The organism is Armatimonadota bacterium, assembly GCA_017993055.1.
Classification (GTDB): domain Bacteria; phylum Armatimonadota; class UBA5829; order DTJY01; family DTJY01; genus JAGONM01.
In genome coordinates this window covers 1-15,252 of sequence record JAGONM010000055.1, presented here as the reverse complement: position 1 = coordinate 15,252, position 15,252 = coordinate 1, and the positions used below count along the sequence as shown (strand labels likewise).

Annotated in this window: 13 protein-coding genes; 9 read left to right on the top strand and 4 right to left on the bottom strand. The window is 64.0% G+C overall.

What is annotated here, in order from left to right; translation table 11 throughout:
* The 6 genes from KBC96_14630 to KBC96_14605 all read left to right on the top strand — a co-directional run.
* Positions 1-2,839, top strand: a 2,839-nt coding sequence (locus KBC96_14630) for a PQQ-binding-like beta-propeller repeat protein (protein MBP6965629.1), incomplete at its 5' end; no start/stop codon positions are given.
* 23 nt (positions 2,840-2,862) lie between these two features.
* Positions 2,863-3,339 (top strand): hypothetical protein, encoded by a 477-nt coding sequence (locus tag KBC96_14625; protein MBP6965628.1) that lies wholly within the window; start codon positions 2,863-2,865, stop codon positions 3,337-3,339.
* Between the two features lie 334 nt (positions 3,340-3,673).
* Entirely contained in the window at positions 3,674-5,038 is a 1,365-nt protein-coding gene (locus KBC96_14620) for a sialate O-acetylesterase (protein MBP6965627.1), read from the top strand.
* 20 nt (positions 5,039-5,058) lie between these two features.
* Positions 5,059-5,706, top strand: coding sequence for a hypothetical protein (locus tag KBC96_14615; GenBank protein ID MBP6965626.1), 648 nt, complete (start codon positions 5,059-5,061; stop codon positions 5,704-5,706).
* Positions 5,707-6,466: 760 nt separating this feature from the next.
* Positions 6,467-7,654 (top strand): adenine-specific methyltransferase EcoRI family protein, encoded by a 1,188-nt coding sequence (locus KBC96_14610; protein ID MBP6965625.1) that lies wholly within the window; start codon positions 6,467-6,469, stop codon positions 7,652-7,654.
* Positions 7,651-8,817 carry a DUF262 domain-containing protein gene (locus tag KBC96_14605; GenBank protein MBP6965624.1) on the top strand — a complete coding sequence of 389 codons (1,167 nt, stop codon included), beginning with the start codon at positions 7,651-7,653 and terminating at the stop codon, positions 8,815-8,817. The genes KBC96_14610 and KBC96_14605 overlap by 4 nt, the downstream gene beginning before the upstream one ends.
* 42 nt (positions 8,818-8,859) lie before the next feature.
* Here the strand turns inward: KBC96_14605 and KBC96_14600 are convergent, their stop codons facing one another.
* Positions 8,860-9,690, bottom strand: coding sequence for a histidinol-phosphatase HisJ family protein (locus KBC96_14600; protein ID MBP6965623.1), 831 nt, complete (start codon positions 9,688-9,690; stop codon positions 8,860-8,862).
* 335 nt (positions 9,691-10,025) lie between these two features.
* Between KBC96_14600 and KBC96_14595 the strand changes: the two genes are divergently transcribed.
* The gene (locus KBC96_14595; protein ID MBP6965622.1) at positions 10,026-10,412 is read left to right on the top strand and encodes a hypothetical protein; all 387 of its coding nucleotides are present in this window, start codon (positions 10,026-10,028) and stop codon (positions 10,410-10,412) included.
* Positions 10,390-11,787, top strand: a complete 1,398-nt coding sequence (locus tag KBC96_14590) for a terminase family protein (protein ID MBP6965621.1) — start codon at positions 10,390-10,392, stop codon at positions 11,785-11,787. The genes KBC96_14595 and KBC96_14590 overlap by 23 nt, the downstream gene beginning before the upstream one ends.
* 139 nt (positions 11,788-11,926) lie before the next feature.
* Here the strand turns inward: KBC96_14590 and hemB are convergent, their stop codons facing one another.
* The 3 genes from hemB to KBC96_14575 form a co-directional block, all read right to left on the bottom strand.
* Positions 11,927-12,904 carry a porphobilinogen synthase gene (hemB, locus tag KBC96_14585; protein ID MBP6965620.1) on the bottom strand — a complete coding sequence of 326 codons (978 nt, stop codon included), beginning with the start codon at positions 12,902-12,904 and terminating at the stop codon, positions 11,927-11,929.
* A gap of 53 nt (positions 12,905-12,957) precedes the next feature.
* Complete coding sequence (locus KBC96_14580; GenBank protein MBP6965619.1) at positions 12,958-13,428, bottom strand: hypothetical protein; 471 nt, start codon at positions 13,426-13,428, stop codon at positions 12,958-12,960.
* Between the two features lie 112 nt (positions 13,429-13,540).
* Complete coding sequence (locus tag KBC96_14575; protein ID MBP6965618.1) at positions 13,541-13,879, bottom strand: BlaI/MecI/CopY family transcriptional regulator; 339 nt, start codon at positions 13,877-13,879, stop codon at positions 13,541-13,543.
* Between the two features lie 1,181 nt (positions 13,880-15,060).
* Here KBC96_14575 and KBC96_14570 point away from each other — a divergent pair.
* Positions 15,061-15,252, top strand: a 192-nt coding sequence (locus tag KBC96_14570; GenBank protein ID MBP6965617.1) for a hypothetical protein, incomplete at its 3' end; no start/stop codon positions are given.

Below are 15,252 nucleotides of genomic sequence, written 5' to 3'. Positions count from 1 at the left end.
GGCTGACGGGTTCGTTGACGGGAACAGCGATCCCGTGCTTGGGGTCCGCGTTGCCGCTCTGGACCTCGCCGCCGGGAACTCCATCACTCTCCCCGCGCAGGTCGGGGCGATCGTTCGCGTCGTCGGCGTCAGTTCATGTGCAACGGTCAACCAGAACCGCGCCCGTATGATGCGGGTGAGGTCACAGGCTGATGTCTCGCCGGCGGTCGTATACGTCAAGACGACTGGAAACAACAACAACGACGGGCTGACGTGGGCCACTGCAAAGGCCTCGGTGCAGGAAGCACTAGATACTGCCTACGCAGGAATGGAGGTCTGGGTCGCCGCCGGCACCTACGCCGGTTGCATCACGATGAAGAACGGCGTCGGTCTGTACGGCGGGTTCTCTGAGACTGGCGGTGAGACTCACCGCGAACAGAGGAGCCTCGAAGGTAACCCGACCGTTCTTAACGGCAACTCCGGAGGGAGCGTCGTCACTTGTTCCGGCGGGGCGTTGCCCGATACGATCCTTGACGGCTTTACGATCACTGGCGGCACAGGAACAACGGACGAGTCCGGTCAGCTGCGAAGGGGCGGAGGCATCTACTGCATCGCCTCTTCACCGACGATTCGCTACAATACCGTCACTGCGAATAGTGTACAGGGGAGCAGTGGTGGACATGGAGCGGGCATATGCTGCATCGGCGGTTCTGCGCTGATACATGACAACCTCATTCACTCAAACGAGGCTCTGGCAGGTGCCGGAGTCGGTCTTGGCGGCGGGATGTACCTGCAGGCGTCGCCATCAACTCGCGTTGTCAACAATACCATCGTGAACAACACCTGTGAGAACGGAAGCGGAGGCGGAATCTACTCGATAGACAGCTCGCCGTTCCTTGCCAATAACATCGTCGCGCTGAATACCTCCGGGGTGAGCATAGCCGGAGGGGTGCCGGTGTTGATCAGGAACTGCGTCTACAACTGGCCCGGCGACGACTACGAGTCGACAGAACCCGGGCCGACCGACATTCAGGAGGAGCCTCTCTTCCTGTACGCCCAGGCCGGGGACTATCATCTCCTCGACGATCCCAACACGCCGAATCCGTGTATAGATACGGGAAACACCAGTGTGACCTTGAGTGGGACGGACATGGACGGCGAGGCCCGCATCCAGAAGGGCGCGGTTGATATCGGCGCGGACGAGGTATCGGGTTGGATCACGCTTGCCGCAAGCCCTGCCGCCCAGGAGTCCGGGGAGAACGTCGTAGTCACTGCACTCGTTCGCGATCCTTCGACCGGTCTGGTGGTCGAGGACATAGACGTTGCCTTCTCAGTACAGAGCGGCATACTGGGAAACGCCTTGGTCAGGACGGACGAACGAGGGTTTGCCGCCACGACTGTCAGTCGCGCCACAACGGGCTATGCAACGGTAACGGCCAGCATCGAGTTGTCGGGCGGCGCCGAGTCTCACAGCCTGTGCAGCGTCTGGTTCTACCCGAGTCAGCCGATCAATGCCGATGCCTGGCCGATGTTCATGCACGATCCGCAGCACACGGGAGCCAGCGTTCAGGCAGACTCGGCTGCGGCCGGCATCACAGAGGTCTGGACCGTTACAGTGCCGACCTCTCGGAACGACCGCTCGTATTGGACGGATCACCCCAACCCGTCCGATTCCGCGATCTTCCCTCATCCATACATAGACTCCAGCCCTGTTCATGCGCCGGCATGCCCTGTCGTCGTCGGGGCGTGGGTCAGCGGGGAGTACACTGATGCGGAGACAGCCGGGTACGTTGTCGCGTTTGACCCGGCTGTGGGCGGAAACTCGGAGGTCGCGGGGGCCCCGGTGTGGCGCTTCCCGAGAACCGGCTACATCGGGGCGGTAGCCTCTACTCCGTGCATCGCTGAGGTGAACGGCGGGAAGCGAGTCTATGTCGGCTCGATGAACGGCAACCTGTACTGTCTCAACGCCCAGACCGGCGAGTTCATCTGGTCGTACGGGACGCGGAGCAGCACCGGCGGGCGGTCCAAGATACTTGCCTCGCCCACGGTGTATGAGGGTCGGGTGTACATAGGCAACGAGAGCGCCAGGTTCTACTGTCTGGATGCGGCAACCGGTCGTGAGGAATGGCAGTATGCGTTCACAGCGGACACCTCATGGCCGGACAGAACCGGCGTAAGCTCCGCCGCCATCGGGATCGTGGACGGGGCGGCCGGGGTGTATGTCGGTTGTGACAATGGATACCTGTACTGTCTCTCCACCGCCGACACGCCTGCTGATCCTCCGGGACGGGTGATCTGGAGCCACAACGCCGGCTCCTGCATCGAGTCCTCGCCGACCATATACGACGATCGGGTGTACTTTGGGATCTCCTCGGCATTGGGTGGCGCTCTCTTGGCGGTGACTGCCTCGACCGGCGCGGACTTCGGCTTCGAAGCTGACTACCTCTGGCACGAGGTACGAGCGACCCCGGCCGTGAAGGGCGGCTATCTGTTCGTTGGTGAAGATACCGGCAACCTGTTCTTCAGACTAGACGCTGATACCGGCGACAGAGTGCCTTATCCGTCTTCTACCAACCCATTTGACGCGTCTATGCATGCTCCGGAGTACCCTGATCCCTGCGGCTATGCGAACTACTTCCTAGGTTCTCCCGCCCTGACTTGCGCTGGGGACTGCATCGTGGGCAACGACAACTACGGGCTCTACGATTTGTCGCAAGCAGATCTGAGTCTGGACGCAATGCGTCCAACCGGCGGGATCGTGTGCTCATCTCCAGCAGTGTCGTACGCCGCGATGGATCAGGCCAAGTGGATCTACGCACTATCGCGCTCCGGCGGTGGCGTGCTGTCCGGTAATCAGTGAGCGCTATTCCCGGGAGGATAATCATGGCCATCAGGTCTTTTGCATTCACGATAGTCATTGCGCTGGCGGGGAGTTGTCTCGCAGCTCAGCCGTACATGACCGCCACCTACGAGGACTCTGCCGGTGGTTTTGTGCTCTGCTTCACAATTCACAACCCCTTGTCGGAAACCGTAGATGGATGGATCGCTTACACCCCCGACGCGTCGTGCGCCACGGCTCCAGAGGGATGGTATTTGTATCAGACCGACAGAGACATCTCCTGGCGTGCGCTGGACTTGGAGCATCATGTCCAACCTGGGGCATCGCTGGAAGGGTTCTCCTTTCTCACCGCTCAGCAGCAGCCAGCGGTTCTGCTGTGGGGTATCAGCAGCAGGAAGGGTTACTTCGGGTCTGTTACACCGACGCCCATTCCCGAGCCGTCCGGCCTTCTCGCGCTCGGAAGCGGACTGGCGGCGGTCTGCCTGCCGTGGATCCGGAGGCGCGTCCGCGGGAGGGATTGACCTCTCGGCTAAGCAATCCGTCATACATTGAACGCGGGCCGCTGAGGAGGCTCGCACCCTCAGCGGCCTGTATGCCGTCTCCCCTCCAGGGTCCCGGCACATGCGGTCCGGATCAGACACACCCGACCTACTCGCGGATCTCCATACCACGTCCGTCCGACGCGCCGCCCGACGATCGGCTCCGCGCCCCCCTGAGATCATCACCAACCGCGATCTCCACGCGCGGCTCGAATTTCTTGTGCCGCTCACTGAGAAACCGGCATGACTTTCGCGCTTCGCGTCGAATGAGATACTGTATCGTGGCAGAGGTTTCAGGCCGAAAGGAGTGTCCGGAATGGTCAAGTCCAGGTGTGTCATATTTGTTTTGCTCGCGGTGGTGTTGACGGTCTCATCCGCCTGCGCGGCGGTGAAGCCGAATGTGCTTTTCTCCGACGGGGCGGTCCTCCAGCAGGGGATGCGCGTGCCGGTCTGGGGCACGGCCTCCGAGGGCGAGAGGGTCACCGTCGAGTTCCAGGGCCAGAAGGTCGGCGCGGCGGCTCACGGCGGCTACTGGATCGTCCACCTCAATCCGCTGAAGGCGGGCGGCCCGTATGCCATGAGGATCAACGGCCTGGAGATACGCAACATCCTGGTCGGCGAGGTGTGGGTCTGCGGCGGTCAGTCGAACATGGTTTTCCAACTGCAGAGGTGCGAGAACGGCGAGGCGGCCGCCGCCTCGTCCGCCGACCCGATGCTCCGGCTATTCACCGTGCCCCAGTCCGACCGGGTGGGTCCGATCGAGGCCTCGTGGAAGGAATGCGGCCCGGAAACCGCCGGGACGTTCTCCGGGGTCGGGTACTTCTTCGGGCGCGACCTGCGGAAGAGCCTGAAGGTGCCGGTCGGGCTGATCAGCTCCTGCGTGGGAGGCACCCCGGCGGAGGCGTGGACGAGCCGCGAGGTCCTGAGGGCCAACGCCGACTTCGCCTACATGCTCACCGCCCCGGTCCGGTCCGGCAAGGGGCGCCCGGCGGCCCTCTACAACGCGATGATCGCGCCGCTCCTGCCCTACGGGATCAAGGGGGCGATCTGGTACCAGGGCGAGGCCAACGCCACCCGCGCGCTGGAGTACCGCAGCCTCTTCCCGGCGATGATAAAGAATTGGCGGGAGGCCTGGGGACAGGGCGACTTCCCGTTCCTCTTCGTCCAGCTCGCGCCCTTCGCCAGCCCGAACCCTGAGGGCGCGTGGGCGGAACTCCGGGAGGCCCAGCTCCTCACGATGCGGACCGTTCCCAACACCGGGATGGCGGTCATAACCGACGTCGGCGAGGAGAAGGACATCCACCCGAAGAAGAAGGAGCCGGTCGGCGGCAGGCTCGCGCTCGCGGCCCGGGCGATCGCCTACGGGCAGCCGATCACATACTCCGGCCCGATCTACAAGGCGATGAAGGTCGAGGCCGACAAGGTCATCATCAGCTTCGACCACGTGGACGGCGGGCTGAAGGCGGCGGGCGGGGAACTGACGGGCTTCACGATCGCGGGGGCGGACGGCGTCTTCGTCCCCGCGAAGGCCGAGATCCGAAGGGGCATCGGCCTCGTCGTCACCAGCCCGGACGTGCCGAAACCGGCGGCCGTGAGGTACGGCTGGTCGAACTGGATGGTAGTGAACCTGTACAACGAGGCCGGGCTGCCGGCGAGCCCGTTCCGGACGGACTCCGAATGACCCGGCAGGGGAGGCGAACCATGGCGGCGCGACACGCAACTCGCGCGATGAGCTTCTCGATGCTGGCGGGGGCGCTGATCCTGGCGGCGTTGACCTGCGGGCCGTCGCTCGCCCAGGCCCCGCAGGCCGATCCGGGCGTCGCGGCGGCGCAGATAGATCTGATCCGCCTGCAGGCCGAGACCGAGAAGGCGCGGCAGGAGTATTACCGCAAGCAGTCGGAGGCGAGCCTCGCTCAGGCGAAGGAGGACCCCGATCTGCCGATGACGGCGAAGTTCCTGAAGGACCCGGCCGACGCGGTGGCCGCCTTCGGGGCGGTGGTGGGGATGTTCATCGCGTTCTTCGTGCTGATGGGCAACCGGTCGGCCGCCCGACGGGACCGCCGGGACGAGCGGTTCCACGAGGCGCTGAGAGGCTTCGGGGCGGGATTGACCCCCGCGGGCCGGGCGGCGTCGGCGGGGCTTCTGGCGCAGATGGGGCGTGTCCGAGAGGGCCGCTCGTACCCGTACCTGGACACGGCGGCGGACCAGCTCATCGCGGGCTACCGGCTGGAGGAGAGCGAGGCGGCGCGGGATGCGATCGTCGGCGCGCTGAGACAGCTCATCGAGGCCGAGCCGCTCAGGGTGCGGAAGCGACTCTCCGCGGCGGGGATCAAGCTGACCGACGAGTGACGGCGTGACGGAGACCCCCCTCCCCAGCCCTCCCCCTCAGAGGGGGGAGGGAGTACGTATTTCCCCCTCCCCTGAGAGGGAGGGGGCCGGGGGGAGGGGCTGCGCTCCCGGATAAAGGAAAAAGGCCGACGATCATGAAGACCGTCGGCCCTTGCGGCTAGGCAATATGTCGGCTCAAGAAAAGCAAGCCCGCGGAACGAGTCGCCCCGCCGATCAATGCTGACCCCAGACATGCGACACGCCGGACGCGCCCTACCGCCGGGCGAGCGCCTGGTGCGTGCCTGAAAATCAGAGAAGGATGCGGGCAGGGGGTACGGATGCGCGCCGGACGGCCGCTCCGCGATGCATCGTCTTCTCTCCTTCCATCGGCGGTCTCCGCCGCCTCTCATAATATGATACCCCCATCACGCGATATAGTAAACTGGCAAGAATACCGGTTTTCCGCGCGCCGGTGAAGGGGGCGCTCTGCCGCAACCGATCCGACGGCCCTGAGCGCTCGGAGCGAAGCGGAGAGTGTATCGAAGGGCGCGGGACGCAGAACCCCCTCGGCCCGGAGGCCGGTCCCCCGTGACAAGGGGGACAGCGGGGAAGCTCCCCTCCTTACCAGGGAGGGGCTGGGGGAGGTTCCGGAGAGGTCGCCGCAGGTGCGCACTACCTGTGGGATTTGACACTGATCACCCCACAAGGGATAATCGGCGGGTCCGTAGAATCACTTGTTAGCAGAAATGGTGTCAGAGAAACTTAAGGGAACTTATTGCCCATGGAAAGCAAGTCGCTGAACCGCAGCCTTCACGCCGCGAAGGCGGCCAGGCAGGACGAGTTCTACACGCAGTACGTCGACATTCAGAAAGAGGTCGAGGCTTACCTTGAGTTTGACCCCGACACCTTCCGCGGAAAGGTCGTCTACTGCAACTGCGACGACCCCTTCGAAAGCAACTTCTTCAAGTACTTCGCCGCCAACTTCAACAAGCTCGGGCTCAAGAAGCTGATCTCCACCAGCTACGACGGCTCCCCCATAGCCGGCGCACAACTCGCTCTGCCGGAGCTCAACGAGGGCAATGGCAAGCGCGAAAAGCCGAAGGCTCTCGCCGTCGAGATAACTGACGTGAAGGATGTCACCGGCGACGGCGCAGCCGGAATCGAAGACGTCAAGCTCTTCCTGGAGCAGAACCCCCACACGCGCACACCCCTCGCGGAAGGCGGCGACTTCCGCAGCGCCGAGTGTATCGCGCTCCTGAAAGAGGCGGACATCGTTGTCACCAACCCGCCTTTCTCCCTCTTCCGCGAGTACGTCGCCCAACTCGTGGAGCACGATAAACGGTTCCTGATCATTGGTAACGTCCAGGCCATCACCTACAAGGAGACCTTTCCGCTCATCAAGGCAGACAAGATATGGATGGGTGTCACCATCCACAGCGGCGACCGCGAGTTCCGCGTTCCCGACCATTACCCGCTTAATGCTGCCGGCTGGCGAGTTGACGAGAACGGCGTTAAGTACATCCGCGTCAAGGGCGTTCGCTGGTGGACAAACATGGACCATGGGCCACGCCACAAAGAGTTGCCCCTCATGACCATGGCGGACAACTTGAAGTTCAGCAAGCACAAGGAGCTGAGGGGCAAGGCGGCGTACGACCGCTACGACAACTACGACGCAATCGAAGTGCCTTTCACCGACGCGATTCCCAGCGACTACGACGGCGCCATGGGTGTTCCGATTACTTTTCTCGACAGGTACAACCCCGCCCAATTCGAGATCATGGGAATTACCGACCGTGACAACAACTCCGGCGTCAAGACCAAGGAGTATACGGAGGCAGACGCACCGAACTTCGGAGATCTCAATCGTCGAGGCGTTGTACGAGTTGCCAACGAGTACAAGCCCATTTACGCTCGGCTCATCATCCGTCACCGCCGGCGTACGCGGCCCGCAGGAGGGACGAAAAAGTGAAGACCACGCTGAAAACCGACATCACCGTCGGCGACATCTGCGACGGGTTTGTGTACAACGAACTGGAGGGCAAGGGGCTGTTCGGGCTCGGCGGAAAGCTCACCATCCAGCCGGAGTACCAGCGCAACTACATCTATGCGGATGGCGGCGGCAAGAGAGAGCAGGCCGTCATCGAATCGCTGCTCAAGGGTTATCCGCTGGGACTGATCTATTTCAACACAGTCGCGAAGGACAAGTTCGAAGTGCTGGACGGCCAGCAGCGAATCACCAGCATCGGACGGTTCGTTACGAATAAGTTCGCGATCATGGATAACGGCAACCCCAAGTACTTCGACAGCCTGCCCGCCGACCAACAAGCGAGGATTCAGGGCTCTGAACTGCTCATCTACGAGTGCGAGGGCACGGAGAGCGAGATCAAGCAGTGGTTTGAGACCATCAACATCGCAGGCGTGCCGCTCAACCCCCAGGAACTCCTGAACGCCATCTACTCCGGGCCGTTCGTCACGCTTGGGAAGGCCGAGTTCAGCAACAGCCAGAACGCGAACATCCAGATGTGGAGCGCCTACGTCAAGGGCAGCGCCAATCGGCAGGAGTTCCTGGAGCGGGCGCTGGACTGGGTGAGCAAAGGCGATATCGGCGCCTACATGAGCGCTCATCGCAACGACGACAACATCAACGAGCTGAAGACTTACTTCAACAGCGTGATCGACTGGGTGTCGAGCGTGTTCAGGGATGTTGAGAAGGAGATGCAGGGCCTGGAGTGGGGGCGGCTCTACGAGGAATATCATTCTAGGTCATACGATCCGGCAAAGGTTTCTGCAGAGGTCAGGCGGCTTCTTGGCGATCCGTACGTCAAGAACCGTCGCGGCGTCTTCGAATACATTCTCGGCGGCCGGAAGGACCTTAGACTCTTGGACGTGCGGGTGTTCGACGACGCCACGAAGAGGTCGGTCTACGAGAAACAAACGAGCGATGCCAAAGCGAATGGCAAATCCAACTGCCCGCTCTGCGCCATTGGGCATGACGCAAACAAGGGAAAGGTCTACGAACTGAAGGAAATGGACGCCGACCACGTTTCCGCGTGGAGTAAGGGCGGCGACAGTTCGGCCAAGAACTGCCAGATGCTCTGCATTACCCACAATCGGGCAAAGGGAAATCGCTGATATGGGCGTGCCACAACCCGGCGCGTGTATCGAAGGACGCGGCTACGGGCTTGCAAGGAAAGAGGCGATCGGCTTCTGAGAGGGAGTTCCGTTCCGGTACGTCGTGATTGAGTCGAAGCCCGCCTCCCGGATCATCCGCAGGCCCTCAGCAAGCCCGAAGCCGAGGTGCTCCGCGAGATGGGCGTCCGAGCCGACGGTGATCAACTCGCCCCCGAACTCCCTGTAGAGCCTGAGCGTCTCGATCCCCGGAAATGGTTCCCCACAAGGCTGCCGGCAGCCGGAAGTGTTGACCTCCAGCGCGATGCCCCGCTCGATCATGGTCCGCAGGATCGCCTCGATCTGCTCGCGGTACGGCTCGACGCTGAACGGCCCCGCGTACTTGACTCCGAAGCGCTTGACGAGGTCGAGGTGCGCCAGCACGTGGAAGTTCGCGCACTCCACCGCGCGGAGGACCTCGTCGAAGTAGTCGCGGTAGAGGGCGGTCTGACTCGCCCGACTCGTCTGACCTGTCGGACTCTCCACCGAAACGACCGCATCCCCGACCCAGTGTATGCCGCCGGTCAGGAAGTCGAACCGCTCGCCGCCGACGATCCGCTCGATCTCGCGCGGGTAGAGGTGCGGCTCCCCGAGCTCCGCGCCCTTGAGGATGGTCAGCCGATCGCCGAACCGCTCGCGGCACTCGTCCACCTCGCGGCAGAACCTCGCGGCGTCGAACAGGCCGTAGCAGTCGTCGTCCGGGTTGTTGTCCAGGTGGTCCGAGAAGGCGATCTCGGCGATCCCGCGCTCGACGGCCAGGCGGCACATGTCCTCGATGGAGGCGCATCCGTCGCCGGAGTGGGTCGAATGTACGTGGTAGTCGAGGAGTCTTTTCACCCGGTAGCTTTACGCGCGGCCGCCCGGGATTCCTCCGCGCGGGCATCCCGCGGCCGGAGAGGGAATCTGGTCATGGGGGGAAGACGGAGGACGTCATGCTGAACTCGATTCAGCATCCACGTCCGGATGGGCCCTGAATCGAGTTCAGGGTGACGGGGGGCAGGTGACGGCTCCGGCGGCGTATCGAGAGGCTCCGCCACCATGAGGAGATGCCGACGCGGGCGAAAGATTTCACGGCCCGTTCGCGGCGCGTTCATTCATTTCGGCCCTCCAGCGGACTAATATATGGGGGACGAAAGAATGCGAACATTTGTTCGAGAAAGGCGGGATCGAGAATGTTGGACAAGAGGAAGCGCAGGGCGGCGGCCCTGCTTTTCGAGCACACGGACGACGAGGCCGCCCGGATGCTGAAGGTCGGGCGGCGCACGCTCGAGGCCTGGAAGCGCGACCCGGAGTTCGCCCAGGCGCTCTGCGACTTCGTGCGGGAGAACCGGCTTGCGGCGGTCAGGTTCATCAGCATGCGGGTCGTGGAGGCCTCGCGCGAACTCGAGGCGATGATCAGGTCGGGCGACGAGAAGGTGCGCCACAAGGTCATCATAGACCTCCTCAAGGCGAGCGGCCTGCTCGCGGCCGACCATGCGGACGGCGGCGAGTCGGAGGGCTTCTCGGCGATACTGAGGCGGATTTCGGAGGTGCCTGATGAGACCGGCGAAGAGGATTGAACTGGCGGCCGCGCTCTTCGGATGGAGGCCCCACCCGGGCCAGATGGCGTGGCTGATGGACGAGCACCCGGTGAAGGTCGCGGCCTGCGGGAGGCGCTGGGGCAAGACGGAGTCCGCCGCGGTGGACGTGTGCACCTTCGCGCTGGCGTTCGACGGGTCGGTGCAGATGATCGTCGCGCCAACGTACGACCAGTCCCGGCTCATCGCGCGGACCGTCGAGAGGATGCTTCTCTCATGCCCGCACACGAGGCGCCGCACGCAGATCACCCGCACGCCGTACACGGAGATCCGCTTCCGGAACAGCCGTATCATGGCTCGCACGGCGGACGAGGACGGGCGGAACCTGCGCGGGCACGCGGCCGACCGGGTGGTCGTGGACGAGGCGGCCTTCGTGCGCGACGAGGTGATCGAGGAGGTCCTCGGCCCGATGCTCGCCGACCGGGACGGGCAGCTCGTGATGGTCTCGACCCCGTTCGGGAAGAACCACTTCTACCGGGCGTTCGCGGCGGGGCAGCATGTCAACCGCCGATACACGCCGATGAACGCGGATGGGAAGGACCGCAATCCTGATCACATCGGCGCCAATCTGCGTTCATCTGCGGTTCAGAGAGTGTCCTCCTTCCGCTTCCCTTCCTGGGCGAACCCGCACATCAGCCGGGAGTACATCGAGGCGCAGAGGGCCTCGCTCGCGGAGAGGCAGTTCGCGGTCGAGTACGAGGCCGAGTTCCTCGACGACCAGAGTTCCGTCTTCCCGTGGGCCGACGTCCAGGCCGGAATCCGCGAGGAGGAGGGGCGGGCCGCGGAGGGCGCGCGCGTCGCGGGGATAGACTGGGCGCGCTACTCGGACTACACGGCGGTGGTGATTCTCGAGTCACATGGATCCCATTCGTCCCACAGGTCCCATGTCGTCTGCCTCGACCGCTTCAACCGCATGGACTGGGAGTCGCAGGTGGAGCGGGCGGCCGACCTGCTGTGCTGGCACCGGGTGGTCGGCGTCGCGGCGGACCAGACCTCCGTCGGCGACCCGGTGACGGAGATGCTCTGCCGGAAGCTCTGGGAGGAGCGCGGCCTCGGCGCGGAGATCGAGGGGGTGGTCTTCAACGCGCAGACCAAGAGGGAGCTGATGGACAACCTCGCCCTGCGCCTGTCGCGGAGGGAGGTCTCGTACCCGCGCCTCGAGCCGCTGATCGAGGAGCTGAAGCTCTACGAGTACGAGGTCACGCCCTCGGGGAACGTCCGCACCCAGGCGCGGAGGGGATACCACGACGACTGCGTGACGGCCCTCGCCCTCGCGCTTCGGATCGCGCCGAGGTACGCGGGGTTCGCGGGGATGCGCACGAGCGGCCGCGCGAGGGTCTCCTCGGGAGGGTGGTGACGGGAGGGCGCTCCCTCCCCCCTCTGAGGGGGAGGGCTGTCGAGGGGGGTTCGGTACGGCCTGACGCCTCAGGCCCCTCCCCCTGGACCCCTCCCTCTCAGGGGAGGGGGGATATGCGCCTGCCGCAAACCTCGGCCGGTCAACCCCGCGCCTCTCGCATCCACCGCGCCGCGTCCTTCGCGTGGTAGGTGAGGATGATGTCCGCTCCCGCGCGCTTCAGCGAGGTCAGTATCTCGAGAACGATCTTCCGCTCGTCAATCCATCCGTTCGCCGCCGCCGCCTTCACCATGCTGTACTCGCCCGAGACGTTGAACGCCGCCACCGGCAAGTCGGTCGCGTCCTTCACCAGGCGGATCACGTCCATGTACGCGAGCGCGGGCTTGACCATCACGATGTCCGCGCCCTCCTCGACGTCGAGCGCGACTTCCTTGAGCGCCTCGCGGGAGTTCGCCGGGTCCATCTGGTACGCCTGCCGGTCGCCGAACCGGGGCGCGCACTCCGCCGCCTCGCGAAACGGTCCGTAGAAGGCCGAGGCGTACTTCGCGGAGTAGGCCATGACCGCGGTCTCCTGGAAGCCGTTCTCGTCGAGGGCGTCGCGGATCGCGCCTACGCGGGCGTCCATCATGTCCGAGGGCGCGACGACGTCCGCGCCGGCGGCGGCGTGCGAGACCGCCGTCTTCGCCAGCAGGATGAGGGTGCGGTCGTTCAGCACCCTGCCGTCCTGCACGACGCCGCAGTGGCCGTGGGAGGTGTACTCGCACATGCAGACGTCGGTGACGACGAGCAGGCCTTCCACGGACGACTTCAGCTTTCGGACCGCCTGCTGGACGATCCCGTCGGGGTCGTACGCGCCCGAGCCGACCTCGTCCTTCGCCTCGGGCAGGCCGAAGAGCAGGACCGCCGGGATGCCGAGATCGCGGACCTCCGCGGCCTCCTTCAGCAGTTCGTCCGCGGAGAGCCGCAAGCACCCCGGCATGGAGGGTATCTCCTGCCGGACGCCCTCGCCGGGCATCACGAACATGGGGTATACGAGGTCGTCGGCGGAGAGAAGGGTCTCTCTCGCGAGCCGCCGCAGAGGGTCGGAAGCTCTCAGCCGCCGCGGTCTTATTCGCGTCATGTCGCGCCTCCTGTGGTCCGTCGCTGCTGCTCCACCAGTATACCATATCGGGGTCAGGCCGGGCGGTATATGTCCGGCCGCACGAGGCTGAGATAGGCGGAGTAGATCCCGCGGGCCTGTGAGGCAGACGCCGCCACGCGCTTGCGGGCCGAGTTGACCAGCCGCACGGCCCTCGTCCGGCTGGTTCCGAGCTCCCTTGCGATCTCGTCCGGCGGGCTGCCGTCCAGCATCAGCTTCCAGGCCGACCGTTCCTCGCCGCTGAGCCCGGCTGAGCGCGTGAGGTCGTCGAGTTCCGACTCGAGGAGGGCGTCGGCGCAGTCGCAGGGGCTGCCGCACCTCAGGGTGCGGCGCGCGCGTCGTCCGCGGCCGGCGAGCTGCGACTCGGTGTACGCGGGATACTCCGGGTCCGGGTCGAGCCCCAGGAGCAGGAGGTCGGCCGCGAGTTCCAGGCCGTCGGGGTGCGGCGCGGGGATGCGGGGGATGTATCGGGATGTCGGGTTGTTTCGAGGCTGGTCTGTCTTCATCTCACCCTCCGGGCTGAAGTAATAGTAGACATACGTCTACTATCCAACGGCATTATACCGCCCGGAGGGCATGCTGTCAACAGAAATCTCGGTTGCCGGGGGAGCCCCTCGGCTAGGGGGCCTTGGCCACTATCTGCTTGACCGCCTCGACGAGGCTCTTTCCCATGATCATGCGGGACGCGTGCTCCATGATCTGGCGGGCCATCTCTTCCCTGGTGATCTTCACTCCGTAGTGAAACGCGGCTGTCTTCTGCTCGCCCGACCGGGTCTGCGTGAGGAGGCCCTTCCTGGCCAGTTTCGCCATGGTGAGCATCACGGTGGAATACGACAGCTCGCGCTGGGGGTACATTATCTTGAATACCTGAGTAGTGCTGATCGGAGGCTCGAGGTCCCAGATGACGTCCATCACCTGCGCCTCCAACTCGCCAAGCGCCCTTATCTCTGCAGCCATGTGTGTTCTCCTTTTGGTCGCGCCGCCCCCGTTCGTCCCGCAAGGCGGGCGTGATAATCTGGCTAAGTATTACACAGATGTTATTGCCTTGTCAAGTAGAAGGCAGGATATTTGAGCGGGGATTGTAGCGAGAGCAGAGAGAGGCAGAGTTAATGCCTCCTGGCCGGAGTTCGTGCCGCCGGGTCAGCGGTGAAAACCTCATCCGGGCGCAGGAGGCATTAATCCACAGCGGAGGAAGACCTCTCCTGAACCCCGGAGGCAACCTGAGGTGCCATCCCCCTTGCTCGCCGATATGCCTATCAGGCCGGCGCCAACCTTATCCCGGGCAGGAAGCGAGGTCTCGTCCTCTTGCTTGTACTGGTGTATACCCCGCCGGGAGGACATATGAAACATAGAAAATGCAGAGTTTGATAATGAGGGTAGAGTGGAAGGCGGGACGCCCCTCCGCCGTGCCGGACTCGATCCGGCATCCAGAGGGATGGATCCTGAATCGAGTTCAGGATGACGGGGCGGCGGTTCAGGGTGGCGGGTTCGTACGCGGCACGGAGACCGACAGCCCTGAGTGCTCGGAGCGAAGCGGAGAGTGTATCGAAGGGCGGCGCTTTCGAGGCACGCCCCCTCCGCCGTGCCGGACTCGATCCGGCATCCAGAGGGATGGATCCTGAATCGAGTTCAGGATGACGGGGCGGTCGTGCAGGGTCAGGGTGGAGGGTGGCGGTTCAGGGTGGCTGGCGGTCGTTCAGGGTGACGGGCGATCGTACGCGGCACAGAGACCGACAGCCCTGAGTGCTCGGAGCGAAGCGGAGAGTGTATCGAAGGGCGGCGCTTTCGAGGCACGCCCCCTCAGTCATGCCGGACTCGATCCGGCATCCAGAGGGATGGATCCTGAATCGAGTTCAGGATGACGGGGCGGCGGTTCCGGGTGGCGGGTTCGTCGTAAGGCCGCGCGATCCGTCCTCCTCCAGCAGCCCGAAGGGCGTACCGAGAGGCGCTCTCTCCGGGCGACCCGGTATTATTACCAGTTTTTCGCGAATGGGGTTGACAAAACGGCTATAGTGATTTATGCTAATAGTAACGTAGAGCAGGTAACGCATCAGTTGTCGAGCTTGTAGAAGCTCCGCATATCAACGGCCCAAGCACTTTATCAGAGGCCGACGAGGGATCGGAAGGAGATGGTTCGAATGAGAAGGTTATTGCTTTTCGCCGCCGTTTTGCTGCTGGCGTCCATGATGACCTCGGCGAACGCCTCGTGGTACTTCTCCCAGGACGACTTCTATCTCAACATGCCGGGCGGGGAAGGGTCCGCCGGGCAGAACGCATTTTCCGACGGGACGCTGAACCAGTGGGCCGCGCCGGAGATAGTCGCCTGGTAC

Excerpts from the sequence above, each read along its gene's own strand:
- KBC96_14590 (MBP6965621.1), top strand. The coding sequence starts at position 10,390 with ATGAGACCGGCGAAGAGGATTGAACTGGCGGCCGCGCTCTTCGGATGG.
- KBC96_14615 (MBP6965626.1), top strand. The coding sequence starts at position 5,059 with ATGGCGGCGCGACACGCAACTCGCGCGATGAGCTTCTCGATGCTGGCG.
- KBC96_14625 (MBP6965628.1), top strand. The coding sequence starts at position 2,863 with ATGGCCATCAGGTCTTTTGCATTCACGATAGTCATTGCGCTGGCGGGG.
- KBC96_14610 (MBP6965625.1), top strand. The coding sequence starts at position 6,467 with ATGGAAAGCAAGTCGCTGAACCGCAGCCTTCACGCCGCGAAGGCGGCC.
- hemB (MBP6965620.1), bottom strand. The coding sequence starts at position 12,904 with ATGACGCGAATAAGACCGCGGCGGCTGAGAGCTTCCGACCCTCTGCGG.
- KBC96_14620 (MBP6965627.1), top strand. The coding sequence starts at position 3,674 with ATGGTCAAGTCCAGGTGTGTCATATTTGTTTTGCTCGCGGTGGTGTTG.
- KBC96_14595 (MBP6965622.1), top strand. The coding sequence starts at position 10,026 with ATGTTGGACAAGAGGAAGCGCAGGGCGGCGGCCCTGCTTTTCGAGCAC.
- KBC96_14580 (MBP6965619.1), bottom strand. The coding sequence starts at position 13,428 with ATGAAGACAGACCAGCCTCGAAACAACCCGACATCCCGATACATCCCC.
- KBC96_14575 (MBP6965618.1), bottom strand. The coding sequence starts at position 13,879 with ATGGCTGCAGAGATAAGGGCGCTTGGCGAGTTGGAGGCGCAGGTGATG.